Genomic DNA, 24623 nt, shown 5'->3' on the forward strand with positions numbered 1-24623 from the left:
GCGCGCACGACGTCAGTTCCAGCCGAAGTCTCGACGCAATCGTGCTGCGACGGAATCGAATTGGGACTTGCCCAGGATCGCGCCCTCGCGGCGGATACCGTCTTCGGGCACGTCGAGAACGCGGTCCAGACGAATCCAGCTCGGTCGGCCCTCGGCATCCCAGGAACCGGATCCGATCGATTGCCAGTCGCGGTCGCCGTCCCGGCTGCTCTGGCTCGACAGCATCAGACCGAGTAGGTCGTTGCCCTCACGCCCGATGACCAACACCGGGCGATCCTTGCCCTGACTTGCGTCTTCTTCGTAGGTCACCCAGGTCCAGACGATTTCACCCGGATCGGCCTTGCCGTCCAGGTCGGGGGAGTACTCGATGGTGCGGGCGCGCTGGGCCGTCGGCCTCGTCTGTGACGCCACCGGGCGGCCGGGTCGCGGAGCCGGAGCGGACGTGTTCGTCGTCGTGCCAGTGATCGCGTCCTTGCCCTTCTGCAGGGCACCGGACTTCTGCAGTTGACGCAGCAGTCGCGGGCCTTCACGCATCGCGATCTTGCCCAGTTCCTTGCCGAATCTGCTCCAGTTGCCAGCCATGCGGCGAGTGTAGCCACCCTCACGTTGCTGCTCACAGCCCAGACTGTGGCGACCTCGCAGCCGAACTCGGACAGCCGGGGACGGCGCATCGTTCTCGGCGTGGGACGATGGACATACCCGTTCGCTCATTTCGAACACGCCAGCCGAAGGATACGAGTGCCCAGCTTCGCCGACACGACGTTCACCGATCCGTCCAGGATCAGGAACTTCTGCATCATTGCCCACATCGACCACGGTAAGTCGACGCTGGCAGACCGGATGTTGCAGCTCACGGGCGTCGTCGACGACCGGTCGATGCGCGCACAGTACTTGGACCGGATGGATATCGAGCGCGAGCGCGGAATCACCATCAAGGCGCAGAACGTGCGGCTGCCGTGGGTTGTCGACGGCGAAGAGTTCGTGCTGCACCTCATCGACACTCCCGGTCACGTCGACTTCACCTACGAGGTCTCTCGCGCACTCGAAGCATGCGAAGGTGCGGTGCTGCTCGTCGACGCCGCCCAGGGTATCGAGGCGCAGACGCTGGCCAACCTGTACCTGGCTCTCGACAAAGAGCTCACCATCATTCCGGTGCTCAACAAGATCGATCTCCCCGCTGCCGATCCGGATCGCTATGCGGCCGAGATCGCCCACATCATCGGGTGCGAGGCCGACGACGTTCTGCGCGTATCCGGTAAGACCGGTGTCGGCGTGGAAGAACTGCTCAACGAGGTCGTCAAACTGGTCCCGGCTCCGGTCGGAAACCCGGACGGCCCGGCCCGCGCAATGATCTTCGACTCGGTTTACGACACCTACCGCGGCGTCGTCACCTACGTGCGAGTGGTCGACGGTGCGCTCAACCCGCGCGAGAAGGTCACGATGATGTCGACCGGCTCGACGCACGAGTTGCTCGAGGTCGGCATCGTCTCGCCCGATCCCAAGGCCACCAAGGGCTTGGGCGTCGGCGAGGTCGGTTACCTCATCACCGGAGTCAAGGACGTCCGTCAGTCGAAGGTGGGCGACACCGTCACGACCTTCCGCAAGGGTGCAACCGAGCCGCTGACCGGCTACCGCGAGCCTCGGCCGATGGTGTATTCCGGTCTCTACCCACTCGACGGCTCGGACTACCCGGACCTGCGTGATGCTCTCGAGAAGCTGCAACTCAACGATGCGGCCCTGACCTACGAGCCGGAGACCTCGGTTGCTCTCGGCTTCGGATTCCGCTGTGGCTTCCTCGGTCTGCTGCACATGGAGATCACCCGCGAACGACTCGAGCGGGAGTTCAACCTCGACTTGATCTCGACCTCGCCGAACGTGGTCTACCGCGTCGAGATGGAAGACGGTGCCGAGCACATCGTCACCAATCCGTCGTACTGGCCCGAGGGCAAGGCACGCGAGGTGTTCGAGCCGATGGTGAAGTGCACGATCATCTCACCCAGTGAGTTCATCGGCTCCATCATGGAGCTGTGCCAGGGACGACGTGGCGAGCTCGGGGGCATGGACTACCTGTCCGAGACCCGCGTGGAGTTGCGCTACACGATTCCGATGGCCGAGATCATCTTCGACTTCTTCGACATCCTCAAATCCCGCACCCGCGGGTACGCCAGCCTCGATTACGAGGAGATCGGCGAGCAGGCCGGTGCGCTGGTCAAGGTCGACATCTTGCTGCAGGGTGAGGCCGTGGACGCGTTCTCGGCAATCGTGCACAAGGACAATGCCGCGGCCTACGGCAACAAGATGACGACCAAACTCAAGGAACTGATTCCGCGTCAGCAGTTCGAGGTGCCGATCCAGGCCGCCATCGGATCGCGCATCATCGCCCGCGAGAACATCCGCGCGATCCGTAAGGATGTGTTGGCCAAGTGCTACGGCGGCGACATAAGCCGTAAGCGCAAGCTGCTCGAGAAGCAGAAGGAAGGCAAGAAGCGGATGAAGACGATCGGTCGCGTCGAGGTGCCGCAGGAAGCCTTCGTCGCCGCACTGTCCTCGGAGTCTTCGTCGGACAAGCCCAAGAAGTAACCTCACACCCTTTCTGCCGACCGCGCGCCCCCGCTCACTTCAGAGCAGGGGCGCGCAGTCGTCAACAGGGGCGCGCGGTCCCCACCGACCCCTCTCTCGAATGGCCGGCGAGTACATTTCGAACCTGTGACTACGCCGATCTTGAAGCAGCTCCGTGTGCCCGTTGTCGGTGCCCCGATGGCGGGTGGCCCGAGTACTCCAGAGCTCGCTCGCGCGGTCTCGGAGGCGGGCGGGATAGGCATGATCGCGGGCGCCTTGCTGACACCCGAAGCATTTGCCGCACAAATCGATTCGGTGCGGGTCCTGCCGTTCGGTGTGAACCTCTTTCTGCCGGAGGAGCCGTCCGGTGCCGACGTGGACAGCTACGCCGCGCACCTGGCACCGTGGTTCGAGCGGTTCGACGCCGAACCAGGGGAGCTGCTGCGACGAGACGACTTCTACGCCGAGAAGTTCGCATGGCTGCTCGAGCACCCGGTACCGCTGGTCTCGAGCACGTTCGCGACGTTCGATGCGGACGAGGTAGCCCAACTGCACGCCGTCGGGACCGAGGTGTGGGCCACCGTCGCCACCGCGTCCGACGCGTCGGTGGCCACCGCCAACGGCGTCGACGCCCTCGTTGTGCAGGGGCCCGAAGCCGGTGGACATCGGGGTACGTTCGACGGGTCGTCCCCGGACGAACCGTTGGCCGAACTGCTGTTGGCGATCCGCGAGATCTCGGAACTTCCTCGCATTGCAGCGGGTGGGTTGATGGACGGCAACGACATTGCGCCACTGCTGGATTCGGGTGCCGCCCATGCCGCGCAGCTCGGGACAGCGTTCCTGAACACGCCTGAGGCCGGCACCAAACCGGTGCACCGCGAACAGCTCACACTGGCTCCGGGCACCGCAGTGACGAGGGCGTTCTCGGGCCGTCCCGCGCGGGGTCTGGTGAACGAATTCATGCAGGCGAACTCGGACGTCGCTCCCTTGGCGTATCCCGATCTGCACTACCTGACTGCGCCGATGCGCGCGAAGGCCGCAGCAGTGGGCGACCCGTCGGGACTGTCGATGTGGGCCGGTACCGGCCATCGCCGCGCTCAGGCAAAGCCCGCGGCCGAGCTGATCGCCGACTGGGCGAAGCAGCTAGGCCGCTGAAACCTCGACTCGATCAAGGGTTGGAGTGAGCGGGCTGAAAGTGGCCCGATGCCTGTGCCTCCTCGGCTCGGATGACGTGGACCACTGCGTTGATCAGAGCGAGGTGCGTGAATGCCTGCGGGAAATTACCGAGGTGACGGCCGGTGCGATGATCGATCTCTTCTGCATAGAGCTTGAGCGGGCTCGCGTAACCGAGCAGCCGTTCGCAGAGGTGCTTCGCACGGGGGAGTTCACCGATTTCCACCAAGGCGGAGACCAGCCAGAACGAGCAGATCGTGAACGTTCCTTCCTCACCGGCCAAGCCGTCGTCGGTGGTGTCGGTACGGTAGCGCAGAACCAATCCGTCCTCGGTCAACTCGTCGGCGATGGCGAGCACCGTGGCACGGATTCGCTCGTCGTCGGCCGGTAGGAACCGGAGCAGCGGTGCCAGTAGCAACGACGCGTCCAGCGACGGGTCGCCGTAGCGCTGGGTCAGCACTCCGCGTGAGTCGATGCCGTGCTCGAGAATGTCCGCCTTGATCTCGTCCGCGATCTCGTTCCACTGGTCCGAGTAGTCCTTCTCGCCGTGGATGTCGGCGAGCTTGGCGCCGCGATCGAGCGCGACCCAACACATGAGCTTCGAGGACGTGAAGTGCTGCGGTTCGCCGCGTACCTCCCAAATGCCACGGTCCGGTTTGCGCCAATTGGCGATCGCTTCCTCGACCTGACGTTTGAGCAGCGGCCACAGAAATTCCGGGACGTGCTCACGTGACTTGACGTGCAGGTACACCGAGTCGAGCATGGTGCCCCAGATATCGTGCTGCTCTTGGTCGTAGGCACCGTTGCCGATGCGTACCGGCCGCGCTCCGTCGTATCCGGACAAGTGCGTCAGCTCGCTCTCGTCGAGAGTCTTCTCGCCGCCGATGCCGTACATCACCTGTAGCGGATTGACCTCGCCGTTCGCCGTCGTCGCCACGTCGGACATGAACGCGAAGAAGTCGTTGGCCTCACGGTCCAGTCCGAGGGTGTAGAGGCCCCACAGTGCGAACGTCGAATCGCGGACCCAGGTGTAGCGGTAGTCCCAGTTACGTTCTCCACCCGGCGTTTCCGGGAGCGACGTGGTCGATGCCGCCAGCAGGGCACCGGTGGGCGCGTAGGTCAGGCCCTTCAATGTCAACGCGCTGCGCTGGAGGTAGCCGCGCCACGGGTGGTCGGGGAACCGCCCGATCGTGATCCACTGTCGCCAGCATTCCGACGTCCGCCACATCTTGCTCGCAGCTTCCTCGAAGGTCTGCGGCGCAGGGAGGTCGGACCACGACAGCGCGACGAACACGTTGTCGCCCTCGGTCATTCGGGTTCGAGCTCGAGCCTCACGGCCCTCGATCCCGATCCGAAGATTGGTGGTCAGCTTCAGTGTGGGCTGGTCACCGTCCGCGCTCGCCTCACAGGTTGCGGTGGTCTCCTCGTACACCTTGCCGGTGTACTCCCAGTTCGCGGGCGCCCGGTGGTAGTCGAAGGCGGGCTCGCAGCTCATCTCCAATTCGACAGTGCCGCTGACACATTTGATGGTGCGCAGCAGTATGTGTTCGGCATCCCAGTCGCTCGGTGCGCGCTTGTGGGTGCGAGAGCGCTGATCGGTGTTGTGCCACGGGCCCATCACCAATGCATCACGCACGATCAACCAACCGGTCTCGGTCTGCCACGTGGTCTCGACGATCAGACCGCCGGGCAGATAGCGGCGCGCCGCAGGGACCGACTGACCGTAGGGGCCGACGCGAAAGTGACCGGCACTGCGGTCGAGAATTGCGCCGAAGATACTGGGGGAGTCCGGCCGGGGCACGCACATCCACTCGACGGATCCGTTGCGCGCGATCAGACACGTGGTCTCGCAGTCCGAGAGGAACGCGTAGTCGTCGATCGGCGGAAAGGCGCTGCGGTAGGACGTCAGGGTGGACACCGGTGCATCGGTACTGCCCAATGCGCCCTGAACTTCGATCCCGCCCAACCCCGGATGGCCCGATCCCATCGCGGGCTCGTCGGCCACCGGAGGCACGGGCGAAACGTCTTCGAATGCCGTCATGGCGTAATCATCGACTTATCGAAGGCAGTCGTCCACTGCTGGTCGTCGATCGGCGTGGCGTGAGCACCGGACGTGCTGGTTTAAGCTGCGAGGGTGGAACCGGTTGCGCGATGGTGGGACGGCGTCGAACTGTGGGTGACGGGCCTGCCGTTCGTACCGCAGGCCACTGTCGTGCTGCTGGTCATCGTGCCGACGGCGTTCCTGCTGGCGCGAGTATTCGATCGAGTGCTCGCGGTGGTCCTACGCCTGCTCGGCCGCGACGCTCGCGCTGCTCGCGAGGCGGATTCGACGGGTACCGCCTCCACCACGACGAAGGATGGACAGTAATGCCACGGTCTCGGGTAACGCTGGCGCTCATCGCGCTGCTGGTGCTGGTTGTCATCGCCTGGCTGCTCACGAGGTAGGGCCCCGTCACAACGACTCGGCGGACGGCTGCGCCGTCTAGTCGCCGGGCGCGTCCGCTGAATTAGAGTCCGTCCGAAACCTCTGCTAGATTTCTGACCGTGTCTTCTGCCGCCGAGTACCGCGTCCGCCATCAGTTGGCGTTGATTGCTGTCGGCATGTTGGCAGTCGCCGATATCGACTGTTGTTGATTCTTTCCTCCGTCGAATCGGTTTTCTCGATCCGTGTGTCCGCCTCGCGTGACGTGGGTCGTCCATGTTTCCCGCTGCAGCCATGGTGATGTCGCGCTGCCGATGTGGTGTCCGGTTCGACTCGGGGAGTGACGACTTCGACCACTTCGTTCTCCGTACACACCATTCATGAAAGGCCATCTTTCGATGAGTCATAGCTCTCGTTACCTGCTGACGACCTTCGCCGCCGTGGGAGCACTTCTTCTCACCGCGTGCGGCGGTGGATCGAGTGACGTCGTCGGCGGCGGATCGGACACCGCCAGCGGTCCCGCATTGACCCTGGTGGGATACGCCGTCCCCAAGAACGGTTGGGACGCAATCGGTCCCGCTTTTGCAGCCACCGAGAATGGTGAGGGCACCGCCATCAACGCCGACTACGGTGCCTCGGGCAACCAGTCCCGCAAGGTGGCCGACGGCGCACCCGCCGACATCGTGAATTTTTCGGTCGAACCGGATATCACTCGACTCGTGAAGGCCGGAAAGGTCGACGAGGACTGGAACCAGAATGCCTACGGCGGCGTGCCGTTCGGTTCTGTGGTCACCATCGTCGTGCGTGAGGGCAACCCGAAGAACATTCGTACCTGGGACGACCTGATAAAGCCCGACGTTCAGGTCATCAGCCCCAGTCCACTCAGCTCCGGCTCGGCCAAGTGGAATCTTCTCGCTCCGTACGCGGCGAAGAGCAACGGCGGCCAGGACAAGCAGGCCGGTCTCGATTTCGTTCGTACCCTCGTCTCCGATCATTTCCCGGTTCAGCCCGAATCCGGCCGCGCGGCAACAGAAGCCTTCCTGCAGGGGCAGGGCGATGCGCTGCTCAGCTACGAGAACGAGGCACTTCTCATCGAGCAGCAGGGTCAGCAGGTGGAGCACGTGGACGTTCCTGTCACGTTCCGCATCGACAATCCGGTGGCAGTGATCAACAGCAGTGCCAACCTCGATCGGGCCAATGCGCTGAACGATTTCATCTACACCGACGAGGGACAGAAAATCTGGGCCGAGGCAGGCTTCCGCCCGACGAACCCGGACATCGCCTCGGAGTACTCCGACAAGTTCTTCACTCCCGAAAAGCTCTACACCATCGATGATCTCGGCGGCTGGACTCAGGTCGACACCGATCTGTTCGGCGACAACGGCGCAATCGCGACGATCTATCAGGAAAGTACTCGGTAGAAATCGATGTCATCTTCGACCACCGAAGCCGCAGCTGCGGGTTCGCCCGTCCCTCCCGGCACGAGACCTCGGTATCGTGCCGGGCGGGAAGGCCGAAAGTTCAGGGGCCCCGGGTCGGTGGGACCACTCGGCCTCGGGGTCGCCGTGCTGTGGCTCAGCGTCATCGTGTTGCTTCCGCTGGCCGCGTTGACGGTTCAGTCTTTCGACGCCGGCCTTGCCGGATTCTGGGACGCGATCACCGAATCCCGGGCCATTGCCACGTTCAAGGTGACGCTGGTCGTCTCCGTCGCGGCCGCAGTGATCAATCTGTTCCTGGGCACCCTCATCGCGTGGGTCCTCGTTCGGGACGAGTTCCCGGGTAAACGATTCGTCAACGCCCTGATCGATCTGCCGTTCGCACTGCCGACCATCGTGGCCAGTTTGGTGTTGTTGTCTCTGTACGGCCCGGCCAGTCCGATCGGGTTGGTGTTCAACGCAACCAAGCCCGCGGTCGTCGTTGCGCTGCTGTTCGTCACATTGCCGTTCGTGGTGCGCGCGGTGCAACCGGTGTTGATCGAGTTGGACAAGGACGTCGAGGAGGCGGCCGCGTCGCTCGGAGCCAACAACTGGACGATCTTCCGGCGCATCGTTCTGCCCGTGCTGCTCCCCGCGGTGCTGTCGGGCGGGGGCCTTGCCTTCGCGCGCGCGATCGGCGAGTTCGGGTCGGTGGTGCTCATCGGCGGCAACATCCCCGACGACACCCAGGTTGCCTCGCAGTACATTCGCGAGCTGATCGAATACGACCGGCCGATCGACGCCGCGGCTATCTCGGTGGTGTTGTTGGCTATTGCATTCGCTGTGCTGTTCGTGCTTCGCATCATCGGTAACCGCCTGGCGAGACGGGAGGAGCAGCTCTCGTGAAGATCAGCCTTCCCGTAAAACTGTCGCTGCGCCTGATTGCGTTGATCTATCTCGCTGTACTCGTGCTCTTTCCGCTCGCTGCCATCCTGTACCGAACGTTCGAAGACGGCGTCGTGTCGTTCTTCGAGCAGATCACCACTCCCGCGGCACAATCGGCCTTGCAACTGTCGCTGTTGATCGTTGCCATCGTGGTACCGATCAACGTCGTCTTCGGTGTGGTCACCGCGCTGGCGTTGGTACGAGGGCGGTTCCGCGGCAAAGGCGTGCTCGAGGCGATCGTCGATCTGCCGTTCGCGGTGTCGCCCATCATCACCGGTGTCGCGCTGATTCTTCTCTGGGGTGCCAACGGGTGGTTCGGAGGCGTCGAAAGTCTCGGCTTCAAGGTGATTTTCGCGCTTCCCGGCATGGTCATAGCCACTATTTTCGTGACTCTTCCGTTCGTCGTACGCGAAGTCGAACCGGTGCTGTACGAGATAGGCGAAGAGCAGGAAGAAGCAGCATCGACCTTGGGTGCAAGCTCCTGGCAGACGTTCTGGCGCATCACCCTTCCGGCGATCCGGTGGGGCCTGACCTACGGCGTCGTGCTCACCGTCGCACGTTCTCTCGGCGAGTTCGGTGCGGTCATCATGGTCTCGACCAACTTGCCCGGAATCTCGCAAACACTGACTTTGCTGGTCAATTCACGGTACGAGGACTTCAATCAACAGGGCGCGTACGCCGCGTCCACGCTGCTGATGACGATCGCCGTCATCGTGCTGTTGCTGATGACGGTTCTCGACAAGAAGAGGACGAAGTAATGACCGAGAAATCGTCCGAGATCGAGATCTCCGTCGTCGGTGCCAACAAGCACTACGGCGATTTCGCTGCTCTCGACAACGTCAGCATCGACATCCCCAAGGGCTCGTTGACGGCGCTGCTCGGCCCCAGCGGCTCGGGTAAGTCCACCTTGCTGCGCTCGATCGCCGGCCTCGAACAGCTCGATTCCGGTCGGGTGGTGCTCGCCGGCCAGGACGTGACATGGGTCAGCCCGCAGCGCCGCGAGATCGGCTTCGTCTTTCAGCACTATGCGGCGTTCAAGCACCTCACAGTGCGAGACAACGTGGCGTTCGGTCTGCAGATCCGCAAGCGCCCCAAGGCCGAGATCGCCAAGAAGGTCGACGAGCTGCTCGAGATCGTCGGGCTGGCGGGCTTTCAGAGTCGTTACCCGGCGCAGCTTTCCGGTGGACAGCGGCAGCGTATGGCGCTGGCTCGCGCTCTCGCGGTGGACCCGCAGGTGCTGCTCCTCGACGAGCCCTTCGGTGCGCTGGACGCGAAGGTGCGCGCCGATCTACGTACGTGGCTGCGTCGCCTGCACGACGAGGTGCACGTCACCACGGTTCTGGTCACCCACGACCAGGAGGAGGCCCTCGACGTCGCGGATCGGATCGCGGTGCTCAACAAGGGTCGAATCGAGCAGGTCGGCAGCCCGGAGGATCTGTACGACAGACCGGCCAACAACTTCGTCATGTCGTTCCTGGGGCAGGTGGCCAAGTTGAACGGACTTCTGGTGCGCCCGCACGACATTCGCGTCGGGCGTGATCCGTCGTTGGCGCAGGCCCAGGCCAGCGGTACTGCAGAATCGGCCGGCGTGACGCGTGCCGTGGTCGAGCGCGTGGTGCATCTCGGTTTCGAGGTGAAGGTCGAGCTGAAGAACGCGGCGACCGGTGAACTGTTCGCCGCGCAGATCACCCGAGGCGACAGTGAAGCACTCGGACTTCGCGAGGGCGAGACCGTCTACGTGCGAGCGACTCGGGTGCCGACGATCGCCGACGCCACCGATGTGGATCGGGCAACGGCCGAGTCGTAGCGACGCGATACCAGCTCGGCCAGAGCTGGGTGAGCTCCGATCACGTCGGCGTGCACCACGTCCGGTCGATCCGACAGTGATGCTTCGATCCGGTCGGTGAGCAGTCCCGGGGCCAGGAACCACGGTGCCACGACGATGCGAGTGGCACCCATCGTGCGCAACTGCGCGACGGCGTCGTCAGGAGACGGCTCGACTGACGTTGCGAAACAGGTGATGGCCCCGGCCCAGCTTGTCCCGGCGAGCAATTTCTGGGCTACCACTCGGGTTCGCTGATTCGCCGCTGCCACCGAGGATCCGACCGCAGCCAATGCGATACCCACGGTCGGATCCTCAAGTGCCACATCGGTATCGAGGATGCGGTCGCGGACCGCCTCGATCAGCAGGTTGTCGTCGCCGAGCACGTCGGCCTGCACGATCGACGCATGTGCATGTCTGGTGCGTGCGTCGGCCAGTAGCTCCGGGAGGTCGACCTTTGCATGAAAAGCCTTGCCCAGCAACAACGGGACGCACACGATGCGCGTGTGTCCGTCGTCGACCACCGAGTCGACGACGTGCCCGACGCCGGGCTCGGTGAGGTCCAGGAACGCGACGCGGACGTCCAGATCGGGTCGCCGTCGACGCAGGACGTCGACGGCGCGCAGGACCGTTGTGCTCGAGCGCGGGTCACGACTGCCGTGGGCAACCGCGATCAGTGCGGTCACGCCGGAACTGCCGACCCCAGCTCGACTGCAGCCAGAGCGTTGCCGACGAGCCCGGCGGCCAGTGTGTTGCCGCCTGCGGGATCGATGAGCAAGAAGCTGCCCGTGTGCCGGTTGACGGCGTAGTCGTCCGCCACGATCGGTTCGGCCACCCGCACCGAGATGCGGCCGATCTCGTTGAGCTCCAACGATTCCGGGCTTTCCTGTGCGGTGAGCTGCTGTTCGTCGAACCGCTCGATCAGAGTCCCGACGATGGCCTGGGTGGTGCGGGTTCCGTGCTTGAGCAACAGGCGAGCGCCTGGGCGAAGCGGCTTCTCCGCGAGCCAGCACACGGTGGCCTCGAAATCGCCGATCGGCTCGGGTGCGTCCTGCGGGGAGGCGATGGTGTCGCCGCGCGAGACGTCGACGTCGTCGGCGAGGACGAGTGTGACACTGCGTCCAGCGTGAGCCGTGCGCAATTCGCCGTCCGCAGTATCGATGCGCTCGACCGTGGTTCTGGTACCGGAGGGCAGAATGACGACCTCGTCGCCGACGTCCACGGTGCCTGCAGCGACTTGCCCGGCGTACCCGCGATAGTCGGGGAAGTCGGCTGTGCGAGGCCGGATCACGTACTGCACAGGGAAACGAAGACCGACCCGGTGCGGTTCGGCGTCGACCGGTACCGACTCGAGGTGTTCGATGAGGGTGGGTCCGTCGTAGTACGGGGTCTTGTCGGACTTCACCGCGACGTTGTCACCGTGCAGTGCGGACACCGGAATTTCGATGACGTCCTCGGTGGACCAGCCGAGCGAGGAGGTCAGCGAATTGAACTCTGCCGAGATCTCGGCGAAGACGGTCGCAGGGTCCTCGACCAGATCGATCTTGTTGACGGCGAGCACCAGGCGCGGAACGCCGAGGAGGGCCAGAACCGCTGCATGCCTTCGGGTCTGAGTGATCACGCCTTTGCGGGCGTCGACGAGCAGGATGACCAACTGTGCCGTCGACGCGCCCGAGACGGTGTTGCGGGTGTACTGCACATGGCCGGGGGTGTCGGCCAGAACGAAGGAGCGATTGGGCGTCGCGAAGTAGCGGTAGGCAACGTCGATCGTGATGCCCTGTTCGCGCTCGGCACGCAGGCCGTCGACGAGCAGCGACAGATCGGGAGTGGACAATCCTTTGTCCACCGAGGCCCGAGTGACGGCATCGATCTGGTCTGCCAGAACGGATTTGGTGTCGTACAACAGCCGTCCGACCAGGGTCGACTTGCCGTCGTCAACGCTGCCTGCGGTGGCGAGGCGAAGAAGCTGCGTTCCTGTGCTGCTCATCAGAAGTATCCTTCTCGTTTGCGATCTTCCATGGCAGCCTCGGACACGCGGTCGTCGCCGCGAGTGGCTCCGCGTTCGGTCAGCCTGGACGCGGCGACCTCGGCGAGAATCGCTTGGTTGTCGGCGGCCTCGGACAGCACGGCACCGGTGGTGGATCCGTCGCCGACGGTGCGGTAGCGCACCGACAGGGTCTGCAGCTCTTCGCCCTCGGCCGGTCCGCCCCACACTCCCGGGGTCATCCACATGCCGTCGCGCTGGTACACGGGGCGCTGGTGGGCGTAGTAGATGCTCGCCAATTCCACATCGTCGCGGGCGATGTAGCGCCAGATGTCGAGTTCGGTGAAGTTGCTGAGCGGGAACACGCGTACCTGCTCACCCGGTGAATGCCTGCCGTTGTACAGGTTCCACAATTCGGGACGCTGCTTCTTGGGCTCCCACTGGCCGAATGCGTTGCGCAACGAAAAGATTCGCTCCTTCGCGCGGGCTCGCTCCTCGTCGCGTCGGGCACCGCCGAAGACGGCGTCGAATCGATTCTCGGAGATCGCGTCGAGAAGCGGCACGGTCTGCAACGGGTTGCGGATGCCGTCGGGGCGCTCGGTGAGACGCCCGTCGGCGAGGTACTCCTCGACGCTGGCCACGTGCAGGCGCAGGTTGTACTTCGCGACGACGTGATCGCGGAAGTCCAGCACCTCCTGCAGGTTGTGACCGGTGTCGACGTGAAGCAGCGCGAACGGCAGTGGAGCGGGCCAGAACGCCTTGATCGCCAAATGCAGCAGAACGGTCGAGTCCTTGCCACCGGAGAACAGGATGACGGGGCGCTCGAACTCGCCCGCCACCTCGCGGAAGATATGGATGGCCTCGGATTCGAGTGCGTCGAGGGTGTCGAACCGATCTGCATCGAGATGAGTTCGACCGACGGTGGCCGAGGTGAGATCGAGTGTCATGAGGCGTGCAACCCACATTCGGTCTTGGCCTTGCCGGCCCATCGACCGCTACGTGGGTCGGCGCCGGGGGCTGGTTTGACGGTGCATGGTGCGCACCCGATGGATGGATAGCCTTCGTCGACGAGGGGATTGACCAGAATCGAATGTTCGTCGATGTAGGCCTGCATCTGCTCGTCCGACCACGGTGCGATCGGGTTGATCTTCACCAGGCCGAAGGCGTCGTCGAAGGAGATGAGCGGGGCGTTGGCCCGGGTGGGGGCCTCGACCCGACGGATACCGGTGACCCACGCGCTGTAGTTCGCCAGCTCCTTCTTCAAGGGCGCGACCTTGCGCATCGCGCAGCAGCGATTGGGCTCGCGGGCGAACAGGTCCTTGCCCTCGATCGAATCCTGCTCTGCAACAGTCTTTTCGGCGCGTGCGTTGACGACTCTGACGCCGTAGACCGACTCGACGGCGTCGCGCGTTCCGATGGTCTCGGCGAAGTGATAGCCGGTGTCGAGGAACAGCACGTCCACTCCGGGATGGACCTGTGCGGCGAGGTGAACGAGAACACCGTCCTGCATGTTGGAGGCGACGATGAAGTCGTTACCGAAGTTGTCCTCGGTCCACTGCAGCAGCTCCAGTGGGCTCGCCCCTTCGAGTTCGCGGGCACCGCGCTCGGCGATGTCCTTCAATTCCTCGACCGTCAAATTCAGCCTCGTACTCATCGCAAATCCGCCTCGTCTGCTCGCACGGCCCACTGAGCGAACCGTTCGCCGTCCTCGCGGTGCTTGTCGAAATTGCGCACCACTCTGTCGATGTAATCTCCCAGCTCGGAGCTGTTGACCTTGTGCTGGCGCAACTTTCGGCCGAATGCACTGTCGAGTCCGAGGCTGCCTCCGAGATGAACCTGGAAACCCTCGATCTGATTCCCGGCTCCGTCGTCGACCAGCAGACCCTTGAACCCGATGTCGGCGATCTGCGACCGCGCGCACGAGTTGGGGCAGCCGTTGATGTTGATGGTGATCGGAACGTCGAGTCGACTGTTGATGTCGGACAAGCGCTCTTCGAGCTCGGGGACGAGAACCTGTGAGCGCTTGCGGGTTTCGGCGAACGAGAGCTTGCAGAATTCGATGCCGCTGCACGCCATCAGGTTCTTGCGCCAGTGCGAGGGGCGGGCAGGCAGACCCAGTGCATCGAGGTCGGAGATCAGCTGCTCGAGCGTGTCGTCCGGAACATCGAGGACGATCAGCTTCTGGTACGGCGTGAACCGGACGCGATCCGACCCGGCCTTCTCGGCTGCGTCGGCGACGGCAGCGAGGATGGTCCCGGACACCCGGCCCGCGATGGGGGCCACACCGACGGCGTTGAGCCCGTTCTTGAGCTTCTGGATCCCGACGTGGTCTCGGGGCCGAGCGGGCTTCTCGGGAGCCGGGCCGTCGATGAGCTTGCGGTGCAGGTACTCGTCCTCGAGGACCTGGCGGAACTTCTCGATGCCCCAGTCCTTGATGAGGAACTTCAGCCGCGCCTTGGTGCGAAGCCGGCGGTAGCCGTAGTCGCGGAAGATCGAGACGACACCTTCCCAGACGTCGGGAACGTCCGCGAGGGGGATCCACACCCCGACGCGCTGCGCGAGCATGGGATTGGTGGATAGTCCGCCGCCGACCCACAGGTCCAGACCCGGTCCGTGCTCGGGATGTACGACACCCACGAACGCGCAGTCGTTGATCTCGTGCACCACGTCCTGCAGGCCCGAGATCGCCGTCTTGAACTTGCGCGGCAGGTTCGAGTACTCGGGCTTGCCGATATAGCGCTCGACGATCTCGTCGATGGCCGAGGTGGGATCGAGGATCTCGTCGACGGCCTCACCCGCCAATGGAGAACCGAGCACGACGCGCGGGCAGTCGCCGCACGCCTCGGTGGTCTTCAACCCGACTGCTTCGATCCGACGCCAGATCTCGGGGACGTTCTCGACCTCGATCCAGTGGAACTGCACGTTCTCACGATCGGACAGGTCGGCGGTGTCGCGACCGAACTCCTTCGAAATCTGCGCCAGGGTGCGCAATTGCTCGAGATTCAGAGCGCCGGCATCGCACCGGATGCGCATCATGAAGTACTTCGCCTCGAGCAAGTCGATGTTGTCGTCACCGGTGAACGTTCCGTCGTAGCCCTGCTCACGCTGGGTGTAGAGGCCCCACCAGCGGAAGCGGCCGCGCAGGTCGCCCTTGTCGATGCTGTCGAAACCCTGCTTCGAGTAGATGTTCTCGATGCGGGCGCGAACGTTGAGCGGATTGTCGTCCTTCTTGGACTGCTCGTTGGCGTTCAGTGGCTCCCGGTAACCCAGTGCCCACTGTCCCTCGGCACGACGCTTGGTCGGCCGCGGCGTGCGCTCCCGTGGTGTGACGGAGGCAGCGTCGGTGGTCGCGTCGCTGGTCGACGACATGCATTGCTCCTGCATCTTCTGTGCTGGCCGGCTCCGATCGTGGCGCAGTAGTGCGCTCACGAGACGTGCGGAACCGGTGGATCGAATGGACGTGCTCGAAGGAGGGCTGGGTCAGCAGCCGGTCGTGTGTCGACACGACGCGCTGCAGACACGGCCGAGATCGACATGGCGGCGCGCCACGAGTCGAATTCCTGAGTCGGTCACGGGTGCCATTGTGCCACGTCATCAGGGCGACAGACGACTGCGGCGACTATTTACCCCGATTTAGGGGTAAATAGGCTGGCAGGACCGTCGACAGTGCACTCGGCGACGGGTGGGAAGGCGGGCCCGCACTCTCTGGGAGACTGGAGTCCGTGAATACCGTCGTACCTGCCCCGTCCACCTTCGAGTTGCCGACCGAGGCGTTCGACGGCGTGGGGGACCGGGCGTTCGGGATCTACGTGCACGTTCCGTTCTGCGCCACGCGATGCGGCTACTGCGACTTCAACACCTATACGGCCGGGGAGCTCGGCACGTCGGCGTCGCCGCAGTCCTGGTTGGAGGGCCTGCGCCGTGAGCTCGACATCGCCGCGGCTCTGATCGAAGCGGGAACAGGCCGCATCCCGACAGCCGACACCGTCTTCGTCGGTGGCGGCACACCGTCGCTACTCGGGGGCGACGGATTGGCCGACGTCCTGGGTGCGGTCCGGTCGAGTTTCGGTCTCACCGACGGCGGCGAGGTGACCACCGAATCGAATCCGGAATCGACGTCTCCGGAGTTCTTCGACCGACTCCGCGCCGCAGGTTTCACCCGGGTCTCGCTCGGAATGCAGTCCGCCGCACCGCATGTGCTCGCAGTTCTCGATCGCACCCACACACCGGGTCGAGCGGTCGCAGCAGCAAAGGAGGCTCGTGCGGCCGGGTTCGAGCATGTCAACCTCGACCTGATCTACGGCACTCCGGGCGAGCGGGACAGCGACCTCGATCAGTCTCTTGCCGCCGTGCTCGAGGCGGGCGTCGACCACGTCTCGGCGTACGCGCTGATCGTCGAGGACGGCACGGCCATGGCCCGCAAAGTGCGCCGCGGTGAGCTGCCCGCCCCGGACGACGACGTGCTGGCAAGCCGGTACGAACGCATCGACAGGGCGCTGAACGCCGCAGGACTGTCCTGGTACGAGGTGTCGAACTGGGCCACCGACGAGGCCGCGCAGTGCCGCCACAACATCGGTTACTGGGACGGTGGCGACTGGTGGGGCGCGGGGCCCGGCGCACACAGCCACATCGGCGGCACCCGGTTCTGGAACGTCAAGCACCCGGCGGCGTACGCAGATCGCCTGGCCACCGGGGTGCTACCGGTGCACGGCAGCGAATTACTCAGCGCCGAGGACCGACACCTGGAGGAGCTGATGTTGACCGTCCGACTCCGCACGGGCGTGCCGGTGAGTGTGCTGGCGCCGGCCGAGCGCGCCGCTGCCGACCAGGCGGTGGCAGACGGGTTGATGGCGGCGCAGGGCGACCATCTCGTGCTGACCGACCGAGGACGATTGCTCGCCGACGCGGTAGTGCGCAGCATCGCGTCCGCCTGAGAAACCCGGCTTCAGGCACTCAGAGCGTCGTAGTCGAACACTCTGGCGTGCAACACCGTTCGGTTTCGCAATGCCGCGCGTACGGCGCGGTGCAGACCGTCTTCGAGATAGATGACGCCACGGAACTGCACGGCGTGGGGGAAGAGGTCGCCGTAGAAGGTGGAGTCCTCGGACAGCAACCTGTCGAGTTCGAGCACCTTCGTGGTGGTGACGATTTCGTCCAAACGCAGCTGGCGTGGCGGGATGCGCGACCAGTCGCGGATGGACAGGCCGTGCTCGGGATACGGCTTACCGTCGCGAACACCCTTGAAGATCATCGCGAGCCTCGAGCCGCTGGACCGAATCGAAAGAACGTTTCCACTCGGACCACAGTAAGGCCTTGCACGAGCACGCGTCCCTCGGCTACTAGACTCGAGCGACGATCGGCAACGAGAACGGAGGTGGGCACCGATGTCGAGCACGGACGACAGGCGGTTCGAGGTTCTGCGAGCGATCGTGGCGGACTACGTGTCCACCCAGGAGCCCGTAGGTTCACGTGCCTTGGTCGAGCGACACAACCTGGGGGTGTCGAGTGCAACCGTGCGTAACGACATGGCCGTGCTCGAGGCAGAGGGATACATCGCCCAGCCGCACACCAGCTCGGGGCGGGTGCCTACCGACAAGGGCTATCGGCAGTTCGTCGACCGGATCGCCGACGTCAAGCCGCTGTCGGCGGCCGAGCGTCGCGCCATCCTGGAATTTCTCGAGAACGGTGTCGACCTGGACGACGTGCTGCGACGCGGCGTTCGACTGCTCGCTCAGTTGACCCGCCAGGTCGCCGTGGTGCAGTACCCCACCCTCTCGGCGTCGTCGGTTCGGCACCTCGAAGTGGTGGCGCTCACGCCGGCTCGACTCCTACTGGTCCTGATCACCGACTCCGGGCGAGTCGATCAGCGCATCGTCGAACTCGGTGACGTCCTCGACGACGAGAATCTGGCGCAGCTGCGCCGCCTGCTCGGCAGCGCCCTGGAAGGAAAGCGACTGGCAGCGGCGTCCGTGGCGGTGGCCGAACTCGCCGAGAACGCTCCGGCCGGGCTACGGGACGCCATGATCCGTTCGGCCACTGTGCTGGTGGAATCGCTGGTGGAGCACCCCGAGGAACGCCTGGTACTCGGCGGTACGGCCAACCTGACACGCAACGCCGCGGACTTCGCCGGCGACGCGGGGTTTCCCGGATCGCTCCGAGCGGTACTCGAGGCATTGGAAGAGCAAGTGGTGGTGCTCAAACTGCTCGCAGTGACGCAGGACACTCGCACCGTGACCGTGCGAATCGGTGAGGAAACGCAGGTCGAGGAGATGCGCGGAACGTCGGTGATTTCCACCGGCTACGGGTCGGCTGGCATGGTCCTCGGAGGAATGGGTGTGCTGGGGCCGACCCGGATGGACTACCCAGGAACAATCGCGTCGGTCGCCGCGGTTGCCAGGTACATCGGCGAGGTCCTGGCCGAGCGCTAGAGACGAGCGAGAACCGAACGAAAACCGGCAGCGGGGGCACGAGCCGCCGGTACGCAGCAGCAACGAACGAGATTCATCTTCTAGGACGAAAGAGACGACGTGGCACGGGATTATTACGGGACTTTGGGCGTCGGCCAGCAGGCGACGGACCAGGAGATCAAGCGCGCCTATCGAAAACTGGCGCGAGAACTGCACCCGGACGTCAACCCGGACGAGGCCGCGCAGGCGCGGTTCAAGGAAATTTCCACCGCGTACGAGGTGCTCTCCGATCCGGAGAAGCGTCGCATCGTCGACCTCGGCGGCGATCCGCTGCAGCAGGGCGGCGGAGGCGGCGGCGGTGGATTCGGCGGAGCCGGGTTCGGCGGTGGCCTGGGGGATGTGTTCGAGGCATTCTTCGGCGGCGGTGCCGGTGGGTCTCAGCGCGGTCCCAAGGGGCGTGTGCAACCGGGAGCGGATTCGCTGCTGCGCACCAAACTCACCCTGGACGAGTGCGCCACCGGCGTGACCAAGCACATCACCGTCGACACCGCGATCCTGTGCGATCTGTGCACTGGCTCGGGCACCAACGGTGACTCCAAGCCTGTCCGGTGCGAAACCTGCGGCGGCGCGGGTGAGGTGCAGTCGGTGCAACGCTCGTTCCTGGGCCAGGTCATGACCAGCCGGCCGTGCCCCACGTGCCGCGGCGCGGGCGAGACCATTCCCGATCCTTGCCGCAAGTGTGGCGGCGACGGGCGAGTGCGCTCGCGTCGCGACATCTCGGTCAAGGTCCCCGTCGGCGTGAGCAACGGCATGCGGATCCGTCTTGCCTCGCAGGGCGAGGTCGGACCGGGCGGTGGCCCTGCGGGAGATCTGTACGTGGAGATCGTCGAACAGCAGCACGAGGTGTTCGTCCGTGACGGTGACGATCTGCACTGCACCGTGCGCGTTCCGATGGTGGACGCCGCCCTCGGCACCTCGGTGAACATCGACGCAATCATCGACGGGCCCACCGAAATTTCGATCGAGCAAGGCACACAACCGAATTCGACGACTGTGCTGCGCGGGCACGGAATGCCCAAGCTCCGTTCCGGTATTCGCGGTGACCTGCATGCCCACCTCGAGGTCATCGTGCCGACCAAGCTGGACAGCAAGCAGACCCATCTGCTCGAACAGCTCAAGTCGATGCGAGACCGCGATGGGGCCGAGGTCGTCACCACCGGTTCGGCACACAGCGGTGGACTGTTCTCGCGGTTGCGGGAAGCGTTCAGCGGTCGTTGATCCATGGCCCCCACGGTCTTCTATCTCTCGCCGTTGCCGAACGTCGGCGAGCTCGCCGTGCTCGACGGCAAGGAAGGGCATCACGCCGCGACGGTGCGACGCATTCGCGTCGGCGAGCGGGTGCTGCTCGGTGACGGAGCGGGCGGCTTGGCCGACACGGTCGTTGCCGCCGCGGAGAAGAATCGGCTCGAGTTGACCGTGCAGTCACGCAGCGAGATGCCGCCGCCGACCCCGATGGTGACGCTGGTGCAGGCGTTACCCAAGACAGATCGTTCGGAACTGGCCGTCGAGCTGGCCACCGAGGCCGGTGTCGATGCTGTGGTGCCGTGGCAGTCCGCGCGTTGCGTGGCCCGCTGGGAAGGACCCAAAGCGACCAAGGGCGTTGCACGGTGGCGCAGCACTGCTGCCGAAGCGGCCAAGCAGTCGCGTCGGGCATTCATCCCCGACGTTGCGGAGCTGCACGATTCGATCGCCGTGTACGCCCTGGTCGGCGCGATCGTTGCGCGCGGCGGGATCGTCGCCGTGCTGCACGAGGGTGCAACCTCGGCGTTTCGGGAACTGCCGTTCGACTCGGTTCCCGAGGTCGCGCTCGTCGTCGGGCCCGAAGGTGGCCTCGACGACCGGGAAGTCGCTGCTCTGACCGAGGCCGGGGCAACCCCGGTGGTGTTGGGACCCACGGTGCTGAGGACGTCGACGGCAGGAGCCGTGGCACTCGGTGCCCTCGGAGTACTCACCTCGCGCTGGACGCAACTGCCCCCGGACTTTCGGAACGCATGAGCGCACGGATCAAGATTGCGTACGGCGATCACGCGCAGCAATTCGGCCATCTCTACCTCCCGTCCGAGCCTGTCGATGCGTCGACGCCGGTCGTCGTGGTGATACACGGTGGATTCTGGAGTGGGCAGTACGGATCGAACCTGGGCACCCAATTCGCGCGCGCGGTCGCGGGAGCCGGTGCGGTGGCGTGGAACATCGAATATCGCCGTGTCGGCGCAGGTGGGCATTGGCCCGAGATGCAGTCCGACGTCCTCGCTGCTCTCGACGTGGTTGCCGGTGAGGTTCAACACCACGCCCCGGCCGGAATCGACGACGTTCGCGTCATCGGACATTCCGCCGGCGGGCACCTGGCGGTCTGGCTCGGCGGCGAAACCGGCTCCAAGGTCCGCCCGTCGCGCATCGTCTCGCAGGCCGGCGTACTCGACCTCGAGCCACGCGGTGCATCGGGCCGCACCAATCCGGCGGTCGAGGCGTTGCTGCAGGCTCGATACGAGGACGACCCGGAGCTGTACCGATCGGCTTCGCCCGCTGCCCGCGCACCCATCGGTATCCCGACGATCTGCCTGCACGGGTCGAAGGACGTCCAGGTCCCGGCGGCGCAGAGCGAGCGGTACGTCGACACGGCGAGAACAGCGGGAGACGACGCGCAGCTGATCATCGTCCCGGGCGAGGACCACTTCGCGTTCCTGAATCCGGATTCGCGGTGTTGGGCGCTCTCGCTCGACGCCGTGCTGGGCCGGAGCGGCGAGTAATAGGAATGCGCATCGATGCCGCGGCGTTAAACTTCATTCGAACACCGATCCAGGTCTTCGGAGTCGAAACAAGAGAGCAGGCCATAGCCACCACGTGAGTGAACACAGCGAATTTCCCGCCGAGCGCGATGTTCGGTCCACCTTGGAGCTCGCCCCCGAAGCAGTGATGCCACTGCTGGGACAGTCCGACGAGAACCTGCGGGCGCTCGAGCAGATGCTGACGGCAGACATCCACGTACGAGGAAACGCCGTGACGCTCACCGGAAAAGTGGCCGACGTGGCGCTCGCCGAACGGGTGATCTCCGAATTGGCCGCGCTGGCCAAGCGCGCCCAGCCGCTCACTCCTGACGCCGTCCGCCGCTCGATCGCCATGCTCACCGAGGGCGTGTCGGACTCGCCGGCCGAGGTGCTGAGCTTGGACATTCTTTCTCGGCGCGGCAAGACCATCAGGCCCAAGACGCTGAACCAGAAGCGGTACGTGGACGCGATCGACGTCAACACCATCGTGTTCGGCATCGGTCCGGCCGGTACCGGCAAGACGTACCTGGCGATGGCCAAGGCCGTACAGGCGCTGCAGACCAAGCAGGTCAGCCGCATCATTCTGACGCGCCCGGCCGTCGAAGCGGGGGAGCGCCTCGGCTTTCTGCCCGGTACCTTGCACGAGAAGATCGACCCGTACCTGCGCCCGCTGCACGATGCGCTGCACGACATGATGGACGACGAAGCGATCCCCAAACTGATGCAAGCAGGCGTCATCGAGGTCGCTCCGCTCGCGTACATGCGTGGTCGCACGCTCAACGATGCGTTCATCATTCTCGACGAGGCGCAGAACACCACGGCCGAGCAGATGAAGATGTTCCTGACGCGTCTCGGCTTCGGCTCGAAGATCGTCGTCACCGGCGACGTCACCCAGGTCGACCTTCCGGGTGGCGCAAAATCTGGATTGCGTGCCGCGTCCGAGATTCTCACCGACGTCGACGACATCCACTTCGCGCAGCTCACCAGCAGCGACGTGGTGCGGCACCGGTTGGTCTCGGAAATCGTCGACGCGTACGAGCGGTTCGAGTCGGCCGGAGAAAGCGTGATCCCCAACCGCGAACAACGCCGTACCGGCGGACCGCGTTCGGCGAGAAGATGATTCAGACGCAGGCAACGAGAGCGTGGGTAGTGGCCAGATGAGTATCGAAGTGTCCAACGAGTCGGGGATGGACATCTCCGAACCCGAGCTGGTCTCGGTCGCACGATTCGCGATCGCCGGTATGGACGTGCATCCCGCAGCGGAACTGTCCATGGTGCTGGTGGATTCGGCGACGATGGCGGATCTGCACATGCGGTGGATGGATCTGCCCGGTCCCACCGACGTGATGTCCTTTCCGATGGACGAGCTCGAGCCGGGTGGCCGTCCCGACGCTCCCGATCCCGGACCGGCGATGCTCGGTGACATCGTGCTGTGCCCGTCGTTCGCTGCGGATCAGGCTGCTGCTGCGGGCCATTCGCTCGAACACGAGCTCGCATTGCTGACGGTGCACGGAGTGTTGCATCTGCTCGGCTACGACCACGCCGAGCCGGACGAAGAAAAAGAAATGTTCGAGCTGCAGAACCGCCTTCTGGCCGAATGGTACGAGGATGCCAGGCGGGCCGAGCAAGCCGCGGAACAGGCCGCTCGCGATGCTCGGTTGCTGGGCAAAGCCGGTTTCGTCGACGGTGTCGATCGGTGATGTACGTGATCGGACCGGTCGAAGTGCGGGGTTCCGCCGCGTGAGCAGTGCTGTTGCACTCATCGTTTTCGCTGTCCTTCTGGTTCCTCTCGGCGGTCTGTTCGCCGCCGTCGATTCCGCGCTGAACACGGTCTCGCGTGCGCGCATCGACGACATGGTCAAGGACGAGCGGCCGGGTGCCACTGGCCTCGTCGTCGTGGTTGCCGACCGCCCGCGCTATGTGAACCTGATGGTGCTGCTGCGCATTCTGTGCGAAATCGGCGGCACCGTCCTGCTCGCGGGCGGCCTGACTCAGCTGATCGATTCCACGACGGCCCTTGTCGTCACCGCGGTGGCCATGGTGCTCGTCAGCTACGTTGTGATCGGTGTCGGACCGAGAACCCTCGGCCGGCAGAACGCGTACTCGATCGCCCTGGCGGCGGCCTTTCCGTTGCGCGCCCTCGGTTGGCTCCTCGGACCGATCAGCAGACTGCTCATTCTCATCGGTAATGCGATCACCCCGGGTAAGGGATTTCGCAACGGCCCGTTCGCATCCGAGATCGAACTGCGCGAGTTGGTGGACATGGCCCGCGAGCGCGGCGTCGTGGCCGACGACGAGCGTCGGATGATCCAGTCCGTGTTCGAGTTGGGGGACACCTCCGCCCGTGAGGTCATGGTTCCGCGTCCCGAAATGGTGTGGATCGAGTCGGACAAGTCGGCCGGACAGGCCACGTCGTTGGCCGTCCGCAGTGGACACTCGCGCATCCCGGTGATCGGCGAGAACGTGGACGACGTGGTCGGTGTCGTGTACCTCAAAGACCTTGTGCAGCAGACGTATTACTCCACCGATGGTGGCCGCGGGGTGCAGGTCTCCGAGCTGATGCGTCCGGCGGTGTTCGTTCCCGACTCCAAGGCGCTCGACAGTCTGCTCGCCGAGATGCAGCGCGACAGAAACCACATGGCCCTGCTGGTCGACGAATACGGAGGCATCGCAGGCCTGGTGACCATCGAGGACGTCATCGAGGAAATCGTCGGCGAGATCGCCGACGAATACGACTCCGACGAGGTAGCGCCCATCGAGGAGCTCGACGACGGACGGTATCGGGTGTCCTCCCGCGTGCCGCTCGAAGACCTCGGCGAGATCTTCGGGATCGAGATCGAATCCGAGGAGGTGGACACCGTCGGTGGACTGCTCGGATACGAGCTGGGCCGCGTGCCGCTGCCCGGCGCTCAGGTGATGACCCACGGACTGCTGCTGCGCGGTGAAGGTGGGGCCGACCCCAAGGGCCGCGTCCGCATCACCACCGTGCTGGTCGAAAAGATAGAACCCGACGAAGAATCCACCGAGGACGACGACTCGTCGGACGTCACTCACCAATACTGAAATCTGGA

The 24623-nt window shown here is 64.7% G+C and carries 24 protein-coding genes; 16 read left to right on the forward strand and 8 right to left on the reverse strand.

Translation table 11 applies throughout. The features are described 5' to 3' along the window. Positions 1–12 precede the first annotated feature (12 nt). Entirely contained in the window at positions 13–582 is a 570-nt protein-coding gene (locus ASG84_RS26515) for a type II toxin-antitoxin system PemK/MazF family toxin (RefSeq protein WP_057479902.1), read from the reverse strand. Between the two features lie 150 nt (positions 583–732). On the opposite strand from ASG84_RS26515, the gene lepA reads away from it, so the two are divergent. Next, the gene (gene lepA, locus ASG84_RS26520) at positions 733–2580 is read left to right on the forward strand and encodes a translation elongation factor 4 (RefSeq protein ID WP_371829190.1); all 1848 of its coding nucleotides are present in this window, start codon (positions 733–735) and stop codon (positions 2578–2580) included. Positions 2581–2706: 126 nt separating this feature from the next. Continuing rightward, entirely contained in the window at positions 2707–3714 is a 1008-nt protein-coding gene (locus ASG84_RS26525; protein ID WP_057479903.1) for a nitronate monooxygenase, read from the forward strand. A gap of 13 nt (positions 3715–3727) precedes the next feature. On the opposite strand, the gene ASG84_RS26530 is transcribed toward ASG84_RS26525, so the two are convergent. Continuing rightward, a complete protein-coding gene (locus tag ASG84_RS26530) occupies positions 3728–5773 on the reverse strand; it encodes a glycoside hydrolase family 15 protein (RefSeq protein ID WP_057479904.1) in 2046 nt (681 codons plus the stop codon). 93 nt (positions 5774–5866) lie between these two features. Here ASG84_RS26530 and ASG84_RS26535 point away from each other — a divergent pair, with 93 nt between their 5' ends. From ASG84_RS26535 to ASG84_RS26555, 6 genes are all read left to right on the forward strand, one after another. Next, positions 5867–6100, forward strand: a complete 234-nt coding sequence (locus tag ASG84_RS26535; RefSeq protein WP_057479905.1) for a hypothetical protein — start codon at positions 5867–5869, stop codon at positions 6098–6100. Positions 6101–6276: 176 nt separating this feature from the next. Further along, the gene (locus tag ASG84_RS28660; RefSeq protein ID WP_310180897.1) at positions 6277–6366 is read left to right on the forward strand and encodes an Ms4533A family Cys-rich leader peptide; all 90 of its coding nucleotides are present in this window, start codon (positions 6277–6279) and stop codon (positions 6364–6366) included. A gap of 186 nt (positions 6367–6552) precedes the next feature. Further along, positions 6553–7575 carry a sulfate ABC transporter substrate-binding protein gene (locus ASG84_RS26540; protein ID WP_057479971.1) on the forward strand — a complete coding sequence of 341 codons (1023 nt, stop codon included), beginning with the start codon at positions 6553–6555 and terminating at the stop codon, positions 7573–7575. A gap of 6 nt (positions 7576–7581) precedes the next feature. Then, positions 7582–8475: a sulfate ABC transporter permease subunit CysT gene (gene cysT / locus ASG84_RS26545; protein WP_200936733.1), complete on the forward strand. Its 894-nt coding sequence runs from the start codon at positions 7582–7584 to the stop codon at positions 8473–8475. Next, a complete protein-coding gene (gene cysW / locus ASG84_RS26550) occupies positions 8472–9272 on the forward strand; it encodes a sulfate ABC transporter permease subunit CysW (RefSeq protein ID WP_057479906.1) in 801 nt (266 codons plus the stop codon). Before cysT ends, cysW begins: the two co-directional genes overlap by 4 nt. After that, entirely contained in the window at positions 9272–10321 is a 1050-nt protein-coding gene (locus ASG84_RS26555) for a sulfate/molybdate ABC transporter ATP-binding protein (protein WP_057479907.1), read from the forward strand. Before cysW ends, ASG84_RS26555 begins: the two co-directional genes overlap by 1 nt. On the opposite strand, the gene ASG84_RS26560 is transcribed toward ASG84_RS26555, so the two are convergent. Genes ASG84_RS26560 through ASG84_RS26580 form a run of 5 tightly spaced genes read right to left on the reverse strand, consistent with a single transcriptional unit; the run spans position 10249 to position 15689 of the window. Then, positions 10249–11022: a sirohydrochlorin chelatase gene (locus ASG84_RS26560; RefSeq protein ID WP_057479908.1), complete on the reverse strand. Its 774-nt coding sequence runs from the start codon at positions 11020–11022 to the stop codon at positions 10249–10251. The genes ASG84_RS26555 and ASG84_RS26560 overlap by 73 nt on opposite strands. Next, positions 11019–12323, reverse strand: a complete 1305-nt coding sequence (locus tag ASG84_RS26565; protein WP_057479909.1) for a sulfate adenylyltransferase subunit 1 — start codon at positions 12321–12323, stop codon at positions 11019–11021. Before ASG84_RS26565 ends, ASG84_RS26560 begins: the two co-directional genes overlap by 4 nt. Then, on the reverse strand, positions 12323–13267 hold the full coding sequence (gene cysD / locus ASG84_RS26570; protein WP_057479973.1) for a sulfate adenylyltransferase subunit CysD: 945 nt from the start codon (positions 13265–13267) through the stop codon (positions 12323–12325). Before cysD ends, ASG84_RS26565 begins: the two co-directional genes overlap by 1 nt. After that, positions 13264–13974, reverse strand: a complete 711-nt coding sequence (locus ASG84_RS26575; protein ID WP_057479974.1) for a phosphoadenylyl-sulfate reductase — start codon at positions 13972–13974, stop codon at positions 13264–13266. Before ASG84_RS26575 ends, cysD begins: the two co-directional genes overlap by 4 nt. Continuing rightward, positions 13971–15689, reverse strand: a complete 1719-nt coding sequence (locus ASG84_RS26580; RefSeq protein ID WP_057479975.1) for a nitrite/sulfite reductase — start codon at positions 15687–15689, stop codon at positions 13971–13973. The genes ASG84_RS26575 and ASG84_RS26580 overlap by 4 nt, the downstream gene beginning before the upstream one ends. Positions 15690–16042: 353 nt before the next feature. Between ASG84_RS26580 and hemW the strand changes: the two genes are divergently transcribed. Then, complete coding sequence (gene hemW, locus ASG84_RS26585) at positions 16043–17254, forward strand: radical SAM family heme chaperone HemW (RefSeq protein WP_057479910.1); 1212 nt, start codon at positions 16043–16045, stop codon at positions 17252–17254. A gap of 11 nt (positions 17255–17265) precedes the next feature. Here hemW and ASG84_RS26590 read toward each other — a convergent pair whose 3' ends face one another. Next, positions 17266–17571, reverse strand: a complete 306-nt coding sequence (locus ASG84_RS26590; protein WP_032379172.1) for a type II toxin-antitoxin system VapB family antitoxin — start codon at positions 17569–17571, stop codon at positions 17266–17268. Between the two features lie 133 nt (positions 17572–17704). Between ASG84_RS26590 and hrcA the strand changes: the two genes are divergently transcribed. From hrcA to ASG84_RS26625, 7 genes are all read left to right on the forward strand, one after another. Then, entirely contained in the window at positions 17705–18748 is a 1044-nt protein-coding gene (gene hrcA, locus ASG84_RS26595; RefSeq protein ID WP_057479911.1) for a heat-inducible transcriptional repressor HrcA, read from the forward strand. 99 nt (positions 18749–18847) lie between these two features. Continuing rightward, positions 18848–20005: a molecular chaperone DnaJ gene (gene dnaJ / locus ASG84_RS26600; RefSeq protein ID WP_057479912.1), complete on the forward strand. Its 1158-nt coding sequence runs from the start codon at positions 18848–18850 to the stop codon at positions 20003–20005. Between the two features lie 3 nt (positions 20006–20008). Beyond that, on the forward strand, positions 20009–20782 hold the full coding sequence (locus ASG84_RS26605; protein WP_057479913.1) for a 16S rRNA (uracil(1498)-N(3))-methyltransferase: 774 nt from the start codon (positions 20009–20011) through the stop codon (positions 20780–20782). Beyond that, the gene (locus ASG84_RS26610; RefSeq protein WP_057479914.1) at positions 20779–21534 is read left to right on the forward strand and encodes an alpha/beta hydrolase family protein; all 756 of its coding nucleotides are present in this window, start codon (positions 20779–20781) and stop codon (positions 21532–21534) included. Before ASG84_RS26605 ends, ASG84_RS26610 begins: the two co-directional genes overlap by 4 nt. A 94-nt stretch (positions 21535–21628) precedes the next feature. Continuing rightward, positions 21629–22672, forward strand: a complete 1044-nt coding sequence (locus ASG84_RS26615) for a PhoH family protein (protein ID WP_057479915.1) — start codon at positions 21629–21631, stop codon at positions 22670–22672. Positions 22673–22709: 37 nt separating this feature from the next. After that, positions 22710–23252, forward strand: coding sequence for an rRNA maturation RNase YbeY (ybeY, locus tag ASG84_RS26620; RefSeq protein ID WP_057479916.1), 543 nt, complete (start codon positions 22710–22712; stop codon positions 23250–23252). A 40-nt stretch (positions 23253–23292) separates the two neighbouring features. Continuing rightward, positions 23293–24615 (forward strand): hemolysin family protein, encoded by a 1323-nt coding sequence (locus ASG84_RS26625; RefSeq protein WP_057479976.1) that lies wholly within the window; start codon positions 23293–23295, stop codon positions 24613–24615. Positions 24616–24623 lie beyond the last annotated feature (8 nt).

The organism is Rhodococcus sp. Leaf278 (assembly GCF_001426085.1).
Classification (GTDB): domain Bacteria; phylum Actinomycetota; class Actinomycetes; order Mycobacteriales; family Mycobacteriaceae; genus Rhodococcoides.

Excerpts from the sequence above, each read along its gene's own strand:
- ASG84_RS26515 (WP_057479902.1), bottom strand. The coding sequence starts at position 582 with ATGGCTGGCAACTGGAGCAGATTCGGCAAGGAACTGGGCAAGATCGCG.
- ASG84_RS26530 (WP_057479904.1), bottom strand. The coding sequence starts at position 5,773 with ATGACGGCATTCGAAGACGTTTCGCCCGTGCCTCCGGTGGCCGACGAG.
- ASG84_RS26540 (WP_057479971.1), top strand. The coding sequence starts at position 6,553 with ATGAGTCATAGCTCTCGTTACCTGCTGACGACCTTCGCCGCCGTGGGA.
- cysT (WP_200936733.1), top strand. The coding sequence starts at position 7,582 with ATGTCATCTTCGACCACCGAAGCCGCAGCTGCGGGTTCGCCCGTCCCT.
- ASG84_RS26555 (WP_057479907.1), top strand. The coding sequence starts at position 9,272 with ATGACCGAGAAATCGTCCGAGATCGAGATCTCCGTCGTCGGTGCCAAC.
- ASG84_RS26565 (WP_057479909.1), bottom strand. The coding sequence starts at position 12,323 with ATGAGCAGCACAGGAACGCAGCTTCTTCGCCTCGCCACCGCAGGCAGC.
- cysD (WP_057479973.1), bottom strand. The coding sequence starts at position 13,267 with ATGACACTCGATCTCACCTCGGCCACCGTCGGTCGAACTCATCTCGAT.
- ASG84_RS26575 (WP_057479974.1), bottom strand. The coding sequence starts at position 13,974 with ATGAGTACGAGGCTGAATTTGACGGTCGAGGAATTGAAGGACATCGCC.
- ASG84_RS26580 (WP_057479975.1), bottom strand. The coding sequence starts at position 15,689 with ATGTCGTCGACCAGCGACGCGACCACCGACGCTGCCTCCGTCACACCA.
- ASG84_RS26590 (WP_032379172.1), bottom strand. The coding sequence starts at position 17,571 with ATGATCTTCAAGGGTGTTCGCGACGGTAAGCCGTATCCCGAGCACGGC.
- hrcA (WP_057479911.1), top strand. The coding sequence starts at position 17,705 with ATGTCGAGCACGGACGACAGGCGGTTCGAGGTTCTGCGAGCGATCGTG.
- ASG84_RS26605 (WP_057479913.1), top strand. The coding sequence starts at position 20,009 with ATGGCCCCCACGGTCTTCTATCTCTCGCCGTTGCCGAACGTCGGCGAG.
- ASG84_RS26610 (WP_057479914.1), top strand. The coding sequence starts at position 20,779 with ATGAGCGCACGGATCAAGATTGCGTACGGCGATCACGCGCAGCAATTC.
- ybeY (WP_057479916.1), top strand. The coding sequence starts at position 22,710 with ATGAGTATCGAAGTGTCCAACGAGTCGGGGATGGACATCTCCGAACCC.